This is a genomic window from Brevibacterium sp. HMSC063G07 (assembly GCF_001810665.1).
Classification (GTDB): domain Bacteria; phylum Actinomycetota; class Actinomycetes; order Actinomycetales; family Brevibacteriaceae; genus Brevibacterium.
Map to the genome: position 1 here is coordinate 394,223 of NZ_KV802363.1, position 10,231 is coordinate 404,453.

The following is a 10,231-nucleotide window of genomic DNA, read 5'->3' on the forward strand; positions in this document are numbered from 1 at the left end:
GCGGCCGGGGCTGGGTGTGCTCATCACACCCAGCCCCGGCCGCTTTTCATCAGCTCAGCCGGTGGCCGGATCACCAACCGTCATCGGTGCCCGGGAAAAGCGGAGATTCCGTATTCGGATCCTCCTCTTCTTCTTCCGGCTCCGGCGTGGGAGTCGGCTTTTCCTTCGCCACTTTGATGGTGATGGTGGCGTGCTGATCGGTTGAGGAACCGCCCTTGACCGACTGTGAGAACACTTTGCCGGCTTCGTGTTCGTCAGTTTCGACTTCCTCGGTCTTACATTCAAGCTGGTACTTGTCGCCGGTGAGGATCGAGCAGGCCTGATCTGCGCTCTTGCCGGTGACATTGGGAACGTCGACGCGTCCGGAGGACAGGATCAGATCGACAGCCGAACCCTTTTTGACCTTCGAGTCTTTTCCGGGCTTGGTTTTCAGCACCGTTCCCTTGTCAACGTCAGGTGAGTTCTGCTCCTTGTTCGAACCGCCTTTAAGACCGGCCTCATCCAGAGTTTGGCGAGCCAAAGACTCCGTCTGTCCCGAGACATCCGGGACTGCCACCTCGGCGGGGCCAGCGGAAACATAGACCGTGACATCCGAACCCACTTCGACAGCGGTGCCGCCTTCGGGATCGGTTTTGACGACATTGCCCTCTTTGACGTCGTCGTTGTTGACCTCCTCGGTCACACCGTTGAGGTTGTTGTCCTGCAGCCATTGCATCGCTTCTTTTTCCGAAACGTCCTGCAGGTTGGCAAGTTCAATCGTCGGCGGTTCCTTGGGCTTGGACAGCTGGTAGACCCACAGGCCAAGCCCGCCCAGAACAAGCACGAGGATCGTTGCGAGAATCCACAGCCAGCTGCGCTTCTTGTTGTCGTCATCCTCTTCTTCTTCGCGGCTGGGCAAAGTCGAAAAGCCCGAGGTGTTCGAGACTTCGTCCAGTGTCCCGGTGGCAGGCGGGCCGGAGCCCACGCCGACGGGGGCGACCATCTGCGTTGCAGCGGTTGCCGGGGGCTGGGCGTAAGCCTGGGTGGCATTGGGGTCGCCGCCGTCAATGCTCAGCGGGCGGCCATCGCGGGCCGCCAGAACATCCTCGCGGAAGGTGAAAGCATCCTGATAGCGCTCATCACGGCCCTTGCTCAGAGAGTGCAGCACCACGCGGTCCACAGCCGGTGTAACGTTCGGATTGAGCTCCGACGGCGGGCGCGGTGTTTCGCCGACGTGCTGGTAGGCCACCGCCAGCTGCGAATCGCCCGTGAACGGCGGTTGGCCCGTGAGCAGTTCGTACAGCAGGCAGCCCGTCGAATACAGGTCAGAGCGGGCATCGACAACTTCGCCTCGGGCCTGTTCGGGGGAGAGGTAGTGGGCGGTGCCGATAACCGTCGAGGTCTGCGTCAGCTGACCGGTGTCTTCAAGCGCGCGCGCAATCCCGAAGTCCATGACCTTGATGTCGCCTTCGGGGGTGAGCATGACGTTGGCGGGTTTGATGTCACGGTGGACGATCCCGTTGCGGTGGCTGTAGTCCAGGGGTGCGAGAACCCCGGCAATGATGTCCAGTGATTCTTGAACGGTCAGCGGTCCGTGGGCGGACAGAACCTCGCGCAGAGTCTGCCCCTCCACGTACTCCATGACGATGAACGGCACAGTGACTTCGCCGCCGCCGGACTCTATGACTCTCTCTTCGCCAGAATCGTAGACGCTGACGATGCCGGGGTGGTTCAGTCTGGCCGCTGACTGGGCTTCGCGATTGATGCGCTCGTGGAACGAATTGTCGCGGGCAAGGTCGTTGCGCAGCAGTTTGATTGCCACGCGACGGCCGAGCCTGCGGTCAGTTCCGGCGTGCACTTCGGCCATGCCGCCGCGGCCCAGGAGCTCCTCGATCTCATAACGGCCCAGAAGCAGACGGGAGTCCGTCATCATTCACCTCCGCTGTTCGAGGCGGAGTTCCCGCCGCTCACCTGTCCGCCGCCCTGGCCGGAACCACTCGGTCCCGCATCGCCCTGGCCGGAGCCGTTTTGGCCGGAATCGTTCTGACTGCCCTGGTTGCCCTGATTGCCTTGGTTCCCCTGGTTGCCCTGGTCTTGGGTCTGACCGGGGGCGTTGCCGGAATTGCCGCGATCGCGGCTGGGAGCATCGCCGGAGTTTCCGGGCGCCTGGTTGGAATCGCTGCCGCTGCCAGAACCGGAATCGCGAGAACCGCCGGTGTCTGATCCGCTGCTTCCGCGCTGGTTGGAGTCGTTGGAGCGCTTGCGCTCCTGCGGTTGCTGTTCCTGCTGCTGAGGCTGGCTGTCCCGTCCGCTGTCGTTGTCGTTGTCGGAAGGGTCTGGGCCGCGGGAGACCACGAGCGTCACCGGCGAACCGGGGGCGAAACTGTAGCCCTTGGCGCCGCGCTGTACAGCAGTGACGGTGCCTTCTGGTTCGTCGGAGTACTCCAGGCTCTTTTCGGCCTTGAGGTCAAGGTCCTTCAGGGCCTTCTTTGCGTCGCGGTAGTCCTTGCCTACGTAGTCGCTGGGGTTGATCTCCACCAAGTCGGTCTGTTCGTCCGCGGTCTGGTCGCCGAAGAGCTGTTCGCCGACCAGTGCCCAGGCTCCCCAGCCCAGCAGGCCGAGAAGGGCGATCACAAGAATCGCGATCGCAGCTTTCGCACCCGCGCCGCCCTTTTTGGGCTCATCGGGTTCGTCAAGTTCGTCAGATCCCGCATCAGCGCCGTCGAGGTATCCGCGTTGGATGCCCACCGGCTGTGCGGCTTGGTGTTCCGAGGTGTGGCTCAACACGGTCGTTGAGGCTTCGTCAGATCCGATGAGCTGGGTTGCCGCGGTCTGCCCGCCGGCGTCTTCTGCAAGCTGCGGCACAGCGGTTTCGGCGGCTGCGACGTCGCCGTCCATAAGGGCGCGGGCTGCCGCGGCGACCGAGGCACCGTCGGTCGGGCGCAGGCCGGGCTTCTTTGCCAGCAGGCAGTCGACGAGCCTCCGCACTGGCGCTGAAACCGTCTCCGGCAGATCCGGGTGGCGGCGGTTGACTTGCGCAATGGCGATTTCCACCTGGGTTTCGCCGATGAACGGGCGGCGTCCGGCCAGCAGTTCGTACAGGATGATGCCCAGCGAGTACAGGTCGGACTGGGGCACGGAGCCTTTGCCGGTGGCCTGTTCGGGAGCGAGGTACTGGGCGGTGCCCATCACCTGACCGGTGCGGGTCAGCGGAGCCTGGTCTGCTACGCGAGCAATGCCGAAGTCGGTGATCTTCACCCGGAAGTCCGGGGTGACGAGCAGGTTGCCCGGTTTGATGTCACGGTGGACCACGCCGGCCTTGTGGGCGGCATCGAGCGCCTGGGCCGCCTGCGCGGTGATGTTGAGAGCGTCGACTTCGCTCATAGCGCCGTCGCGTTCGATGATCGAAGACAGCGCTTCGCCGGGCACGTACTCCATAACAAGGTACGGTGCGCCGGTTTCTTCGCCGTAGTCGTACACCCCGGCGATTCCGGGGTCGGACACCGCGCCCATCGACCGTGCTTCGGCCCGGAAACGAGCGAGGAAGGCCTCGTCGTCCCGGTACTCGTCCTTCATGATCTTCGCTGCGACCGGGCGGCCGAGAACGTTGTCGGTTCCCTTCCACACTTCGCCCATTCCGCCGACGGCGATTCGGGTGGTGAGTTCGTAGCGTCCGCCGAGCACTGTGCCTGCTTCTGGCTTCATCAGCTGATCACCGCCTCCATGATCTTCTTAGCAATCGGTCCCGCAGTGCGGCCGCCGGACGCTGCCGATCCTGCTGCACCGCCGTTCTCTACAACTACTGCCACGGCAACCTGGGGATCGTCAGCCGGAGCGAACGACGTGTACCAGGCGTGGGGGGCCGCACCCTTTGCGTGCTGCGACGTTCCGGTCTTCGCCGCGACTTTGACACCCGAGATCGCTCCCGCAGTGCCGGTGCCGTCGGTGACGACTTTCTGCATCATCTGATTGAGATGGCCGGCCGTCTTCTTGCTGATGGGCCTTGAGAAGGTCTTCGGTCTTGGGGTTTCCATTACTTTCAGGGTGCGGGCGTTCTTGACCTCTTTGACGAGGTTGGGCCGCATTTCCTTGCCGTCATTGGCGATTGCCGCGGAGACCATCGCCATCTGCATGGGGGTTGAGCGGACTTCGTACTGCCCGATGGCCGACTGGGCCAGCTGGGGAGGGCTGAGCTGTTCGGGGAACTGCGAAGCATCGACCTTGATGGGGGATTCGAAGCTTTCGCCGAATCCGAACTTCTTGGCCGTTTCAGCCATTGCGTCTTCGCCGATGTCCATGCCGAGCTTGGCAAAGGTTGTGTTGCACGACTTCGCCAGAGCGTGTTCGAAGGTCGCTTCGCCGCCGCTGCCGCACGTTGCGCCGCCGGCGTTGCCGATGGTGGCGCTGGTCTGCGGAAGTTCCAGACGGGTGGGCGATTCCAGGACGGAGTCGGGCGTGTAGTTGGTGTGTTCCAGGGCCGCTGCTGCGGTGACCAGCTTGAACACGGAGCCGGGCGGGTACTGTTTGCCGCCGATTGCCTTGTTCACAGCGGGCTGTCCGTTGGCTCCGACGAGGTTCTCATAGGCGGACTTGGCCTTTTTCCTGTCGTGTGACGCTAGGGGGTTTGGGTCCCAGCCGGGGGTGGAGACCATTGCGAGAACGTGGCCGGTCTTCGGGTCGAGGGCGACCGCGGCGCCTTTCTGACCGCCCAGAGCGTTCCACGCGGCTTTCTGCGCTTTGGGGTTGATGGTCAGCTCAACAGCTGCGCCCATGTTCTCCTGGCCTGTCATCCAGTTGGAGATCTGGTCGTAGAAGAAACGGTCGTCCAGACCGGACAGCAGGCTGCCCTCGGTGCGTTCGATCCCGGTGGAACCGCCGACGACCGAGTAGTAGCCGGTGATCCCGGAGTACATTTCGGCAGGCAGGCCCTTCCCGCCGTACTGACGCTGGTACTTGAACTCAGTGTCCACTGGAACGGACTTCGCCACGGGTTCACCGTCGACGAGGATTGGTCCGCGCGGCCGCGACAGCTGCTCGAACAGCGTGCGGTTGTTCAAGGGGTTGGAGCGCAGACTGTCAGCGGCCAGGAACTGCACAGTGCTGACCGAACCGAACAGAAGAGCGAACATCACGAGTCCGACGACGAACACGTGGCCCAACGGTTTCTTCACTGCAGTTCACCTCCTGCCTGTCTGGGCGCGTAGCCGCTGGTGTTGGGGTTGTAGTCCGTGGTCACGTAGTCGACGACCTCGGGTTCTTTGTCGGTGCGCACCTTGGGTGAGGTGTCGGTGACCGCCTGGAGAACACCGGTCTGGAACTCCTCCTGCGGGCGTCGAGCGTTGTCGCTCATGCGCAGAAGAAGGCCCAGGATGATCCAGTTGGCCACGAGCGATGAACCGCCGGCAGCCAGGTACGGGGTCGTCAGACCGGTCAGCGGAATGAGTCGCGTAACACCGCCGACGACGATGAACGTCTGGAAGGCCATGAGGAACGACAGACCCAAAGACAGCAGGGTGCCGAAGTGGTCGCGCAGGTTGCCGGCGATCTTCACGCCCCGCTGGAACATGATGAGGTACAGCATGAGGATGGCGAACAGCCCGATCATGCCGATCTCTTCGCCGAAGCTGGAGATGATGAAGTCGGAGTCCGAATAGGGGACGATCTGCGGGCGGCCCTCACCGAAGCCCGTGCCGAAAAGACCGCCGTTGGCCATTCCGAACATGCCCTGAACCAGCTGGTAGGAACCGCCGGGTGTGCGGTTGAACTCTTCGGGTGACAGTGCGTTGAGCCACGCGTCGACGCGCAGTGAGAAGTGCGAGAACAGGAAATAGGCCGAAACGGCGGCAGCGCCGAACATGGACAGGCCCAAAACGATCCACGTCTTGATGCCGGTGGCAACGTAGAGCATTGCCACGAACAGTCCGAAGAACAGCAGTGCCGAACCCAGGTCGGTCTGGAACACCATGACTGCAACCGCAATGATCCAGGCGATGATGAGAGGCCCTGTGTCGCGCAGTCTTGGCAGCCGCATCCCGAGGAACCGGGGCCCGGCCAGGCGCAGCTGGTCGCGGTAGTTGACGAAGTAGCCCGCGAAGAAGATGGCCAAGAGGATTTTGGCGATCTCACCGGGCTGGAAGCTGAAGGGGCCCAGGCCGATCCAGATGCGCGAACCGTTGATGGTCCGGCCCAGTCCGGGCACCAGGGGCAGCAGCAGGAAGAAGACACCGGCGAGGAAGGCAACGTAGGGCCAGTTGCGCAGAGCGCGGTGGTCGCGCAGCACGAAGATGACCGTCGCACACAGGATGACGCCCAAGCCCATCCAGATGAGCTGCGAATCTGCCGCTCGCGTGCTGTCTTTGGCAACCCCGATCCGGAAGATCATGGCAAGCCCGAGGCCGTTGAGCATGATGGCGGTGGGCACGAGAATCGGGTCGGCGTACTTGGCGCGGATGCGCAGCACAATGTTGATGCCGATGCCGAAAGCGGCGAGGATGCCCGTGTAGCTGTACACATTGGCCGGGATCGCATCTGATGCTCCGATGCCGACGAGCGCGTAGGCGCCGCCTGCGACGACGACCGCAATCAGGATGAGCACGAGCTCAACATTGCGGTATGTGCGCGGGCCCTTCGAAGTCTCTTCCTGTCCGGCAGCCGACTTGTAGTAGTCGTCCAGGGTTGCGCGGCTCACTGACCTTCACCGCCCGGTGCCTGCGGATCGCTGCTGGGGGCGGGGTCTCCACCTTCGTTGACGCCCGGCTGGATGTCCTCGCCGCTGGTGTCGCGGCTGGCTTCGCTGCGCAGGTTGTTGACGATGTCGTCGGCGTCTTCTTTCGAACCGGCCGGAATGGTCTGCCCCAGGCGGTCCTGGGTGAAGCTCGACAGGCTGCTGACCTCGATTTCGGTCTGTTCCTGCAGGTGAGACAGGCTGATGGGGCCCAGGTCCTGGGAAATGCCCTGGTAGACGGCAACGCGGCCGTTTTCTTCTGTCACGTAGTACTGGCTTTGGATGTAGCGCCAGCCGAACAGTGCGGCACCGGCCAGGAGGGCTACCACGAGCACTGTGACAATCCAGCCGAAGAAGTTCCGGCGGGGAGCTTCTTCGTAGTCGTCATCGTCTTCCAGTGTCTCAGCCGCCGGCTTGAGAGCCTTCTTGTCGGCTTTGCGCTGTGCCTTGCGTTCAGCGCGCGAAAGCTTCCGGTCCTCGTCGGCAGCCGATGCTGCGGTGACAGGGTGGCCAGGTGCGGCTGCAGCGGCAGGTGATTCCGCCTCGTCATCGAATTCCGAGGTGGAGGCGGGATGGGCGGTAAGTTCGGCGTCCGCGGAACCCGGCATGCCGGGTTCGGTTGGGCCGATGTGCTCGCCCGCGCCGATAGCCGCGATGTCGTCGGCGTGCATGACGTCGGTGTCTGCTGTGGGGTCGTCGTTGATGACGGTCATCTGGCGGGTGGCCTCAGCAGAGCTTCCCAGGAGCGCGTAGTGGGGATTGATGCGCACCGAACCGGCGTTGGAACCCGGGTCGTCAGTGTGGGCGGGGTCAGCTTCCACAATGTCGCTGACGATGACGGTCACATTGTCAGCACCCCCGCCGTCCAGGGCGAGGTCGACCAGCTGGTCGCAGGCGTCATCGGGGCTGTCGACGGTTTCAATGACGTGTTTGATGTCGCGAATATCAGCAAAGCCGGTCAGACCGTCAGAGCACAGCAGCCAGCGGTCGCCCACCTGGGCGTTGCGGATCGACATGTCGAGCTCAGGTGTCGCACCGACATCGCCGAGCACCTTCATGACGACGGAGCGCTGGGGGTGGTGTTCCGCCTCGTCCTCCGTGATGCGGCCCTCGTCTACGAGCATCTGCACGAACGTGTGGTCAGAGGTCATCTGCGTGAGTTCGCCGTTGCGCAGCAGGTATGCGCGCGAATCACCGATGTGGGCCAAGCACAGGCGGCTGTCGTGGCGCATGAGTGCGGTGACGGTCGTGCCCATGCCAGCAAGTTCGGGACGCTCTTCGACAGCGGCGTTGATCCGTTCGTTGGCTTCGAGGATCGCGGAGCGGAGCTCACCCAGCAGATCGCTGCTGTGCTGTGGGGTGTCCAGTGCGGACAGGCGGCTGACCGTGATGGCCGAAGCGACGTCACCGCCGGCGTGGCCGCCCATGCCATCGGCGATCAGCAGGAAGTTCGGACCCACGTAGCCGGAGTCCTGATTGTTCTGGCGCACCAGGCCGACATTGGAGCGGACGGCGGCTTTGAACATGATTTCGGGAAGTTCGTTCGTCATGCCTGCAGCTCCATTGTCGTGTTGCCGATTCGCACAGGGGTGAAAGCAGGAAGAGGCACAGCGCCGTGGAGCCTGCGATCGCCGACGAACGTCCCATTGGTTGAACCGAGATCTTCGACGTACCACAGGCCGTTGTCAGCGACGACGCGCGCGTGAACGCCGGAAGCGAAGTCGTCATGCAGGACAACGTCGTTGCCTCCGGCCCGGCCCATGGTGACGGGCTGGCCGTTCAGCGAGATGACGCGGCCCTGCAGAGCGCCAGAGGTGAAGACCAGCTGGGCGTAGTGGGCTGTTGTCACCTGGTCACCGGGCTGTACGGCACCGCCAGATGCCGATGGAGCTGCGGCGGGAGTGCTCTGCGGGCGGCTGCTCTTGGAGCGTCCGCTCCTGCCGCGGCGGCGAGCCTTCGTTGTGCGCGGGCCGAAGATGTCCTGGCGCAACACGCCGGCGACAAGGAAGACGAAAATCCACAGCAGCGCAAAAAACGCGAGGCGCAGCACCATGACGGTGAGCTCAGTCATCAGCTCCCTGCTTCCGATCGATGGAACACGACCGCGCTGTCACCAGCTTGGAGAACAGTCCCATCGGTCACATTGACTTTGGAGATTCGCTTGCCGTCCAGCAGCGTTCCGTTGGTTGAGCCCAGGTCAGAAGCCTGAGCGTGAGAGCCGTCGACGGTCACTTCGAAGTGGCGGCGTGAAACACCCGGGTCGTCGATGACGATGTCGGCGCTTGAAGACGAACGGCCGAAGATTGTGGACCCCTGGCCAAGCCGGTAGCTGCGCGAGCCCACCGACACCGTGAAGTGCGCGGCCGACTGGCGGCCCGCCGGGCGGGCTGGGCTGGCCTGGTTGGGCGCGGGGCTTGGGGCTGGGCTGGTTTCGCGGCGGCGGGATTGTTCGTAGGCTTCCGGCACGATGGGGTTGGCACGGCTTATGGGGTCGTAGCCGCCGCGGTTGGCCGGCTGCGCGGCGGGCGAACCATCGGGACGCTCGGTTCCCGCAAGCACGCGGTAGACGCCGGTGTCGAGGTCGGATGCGACGGTCAGCTCAACCGTTACGGGGCCTACGAAGCTGTAGCCCTGTTCAACGGCGTGTTCGCCGACAACCTGTCGGAGGTCGGTTTTGAGCTCGTCGAAAATGGGGGTCAGTCGCTCGAAGTCGGTCGAGGACAGCTCCACGGTGTAGCTGTTGGCGGTCAGAGTGCGGCCGCGCGATACGACGGCGGCGCGAGCGTCGGCTTCCTTGCGAAGCGCTCCGGCGAGCTCAACAGGTTCGACCTGGGAGCGGAAGGCCTTGGCGAACGCGCCATTGACTACGCGTTCAATTCCGCGCTCAAAACGGTCGAGCATGCCCACGGTGCGCTCCACCCCCTTTCGACGATCAATCAGTCAACACATCATATTAACGGCCGAACCATTGATGGGGGCTGAGAACCGCATCTTCGGCTGACTGCTCGCGGCATTGGCTGATTTGACACCAATGCGAAATCGCTCACGCGTGGGGGATATTGAGGGGATTTGGATCGTGCGGTTGGGTGGGGCACTGGGCGCGGGCTGACTGAGTGCGCTCGGGGCACACCGGCTGGCAATGAATCCACCCGTTAGCCGCAAAGAAGCTCCCTGCAGCAACAGATCTGCGCCTTAGCAGCTGTTGCTAAGACGCTGACTCCGGTTAAAGGGCGGGCGCCGCAAGGGTGGTTTTGGAGCTCGTTTTGCTGCTGGGCACCAGATGTGTGTATAGTTTCTTTTTGCTGCTTCGCGCGAGTGGCGGAATTGGTAGACGCGCTGGCTTCAGGTGCCAGTGGTGGCAACATCGTGGGGGTTCAAGTCCCCCCTCGCGCACAGAGTGTCGTTTGTACGGATGACCAGCTCAAGGCCGGGTTGCTCCTTCGGGAGTAATCCGGCCTTGTTCGTTCGTCGCCCTGCACAACTCGGAGCTTCATGGGGTTAAGTAAAGAAAAGTGTGTCTTTTCCGGG

7 protein-coding genes and 1 tRNA gene are annotated in these 10,231 nt (G+C 63.3%); 1 reads left to right on the forward strand and 7 read right to left on the reverse strand.

All coding sequences use genetic code 11. The features are described from left to right. Positions 1 to 70 precede the first annotated feature (70 nt). The 7 genes from pknB to HMPREF2757_RS10325 are packed head-to-tail and all read right to left on the reverse strand — an operon-like array spanning position 71 to position 9,622. Positions 71 to 1,912 carry a Stk1 family PASTA domain-containing Ser/Thr kinase gene (pknB, locus tag HMPREF2757_RS10295; protein WP_070576292.1) on the reverse strand — a complete coding sequence of 614 codons (1,842 nt, stop codon included), beginning with the start codon at positions 1,910 to 1,912 and terminating at the stop codon, positions 71 to 73. Further along, entirely contained in the window at positions 1,909 to 3,684 is a 1,776-nt protein-coding gene (locus HMPREF2757_RS10300) for a protein kinase domain-containing protein (RefSeq protein WP_070576295.1), read from the reverse strand. The genes pknB and HMPREF2757_RS10300 overlap by 4 nt, the downstream gene beginning before the upstream one ends. Next, positions 3,684 to 5,150, reverse strand: a complete 1,467-nt coding sequence (locus tag HMPREF2757_RS10305) for a peptidoglycan D,D-transpeptidase FtsI family protein (protein WP_070576298.1) — start codon at positions 5,148 to 5,150, stop codon at positions 3,684 to 3,686. The genes HMPREF2757_RS10300 and HMPREF2757_RS10305 overlap by 1 nt, the downstream gene beginning before the upstream one ends. After that, on the reverse strand, positions 5,147 to 6,667 hold the full coding sequence (locus HMPREF2757_RS10310) for an FtsW/RodA/SpoVE family cell cycle protein (RefSeq protein ID WP_070576301.1): 1,521 nt from the start codon (positions 6,665 to 6,667) through the stop codon (positions 5,147 to 5,149). The genes HMPREF2757_RS10305 and HMPREF2757_RS10310 overlap by 4 nt, the downstream gene beginning before the upstream one ends. Then, positions 6,664 to 8,253 (reverse strand): PP2C family protein-serine/threonine phosphatase, encoded by a 1,590-nt coding sequence (locus HMPREF2757_RS10315; RefSeq protein WP_070576304.1) that lies wholly within the window; start codon positions 8,251 to 8,253, stop codon positions 6,664 to 6,666. Before HMPREF2757_RS10315 ends, HMPREF2757_RS10310 begins: the two co-directional genes overlap by 4 nt. Further along, on the reverse strand, positions 8,250 to 8,774 hold the full coding sequence (locus HMPREF2757_RS10320; RefSeq protein WP_070576306.1) for an FHA domain-containing protein FhaB/FipA: 525 nt from the start codon (positions 8,772 to 8,774) through the stop codon (positions 8,250 to 8,252). The genes HMPREF2757_RS10315 and HMPREF2757_RS10320 overlap by 4 nt, the downstream gene beginning before the upstream one ends. Beyond that, the gene (locus HMPREF2757_RS10325) at positions 8,774 to 9,622 is read right to left on the reverse strand and encodes a DUF3662 and FHA domain-containing protein (protein WP_083304246.1); all 849 of its coding nucleotides are present in this window, start codon (positions 9,620 to 9,622) and stop codon (positions 8,774 to 8,776) included. The genes HMPREF2757_RS10320 and HMPREF2757_RS10325 overlap by 1 nt, the downstream gene beginning before the upstream one ends. A gap of 390 nt (positions 9,623 to 10,012) precedes the next feature. Between HMPREF2757_RS10325 and HMPREF2757_RS10330 the strand changes: the two genes are divergently transcribed. After that, positions 10,013 to 10,096 (forward strand) — tRNA-Leu (locus HMPREF2757_RS10330). Positions 10,097 to 10,231 lie beyond the last annotated feature (135 nt).

Coding starts and splice junctions, on each gene's coding strand:
- HMPREF2757_RS10300 (WP_070576295.1), bottom strand. CDS start 3,684: ATGAAGCCAGAAGCAGGCACAGTGCTCGGCGGACGCTACGAACTCACC.
- HMPREF2757_RS10320 (WP_070576306.1), bottom strand. CDS start 8,774: ATGACTGAGCTCACCGTCATGGTGCTGCGCCTCGCGTTTTTTGCGCTG.
- HMPREF2757_RS10315 (WP_070576304.1), bottom strand. CDS start 8,253: ATGACGAACGAACTTCCCGAAATCATGTTCAAAGCCGCCGTCCGCTCC.
- pknB (WP_070576292.1), bottom strand. CDS start 1,912: ATGATGACGGACTCCCGTCTGCTTCTGGGCCGTTATGAGATCGAGGAG.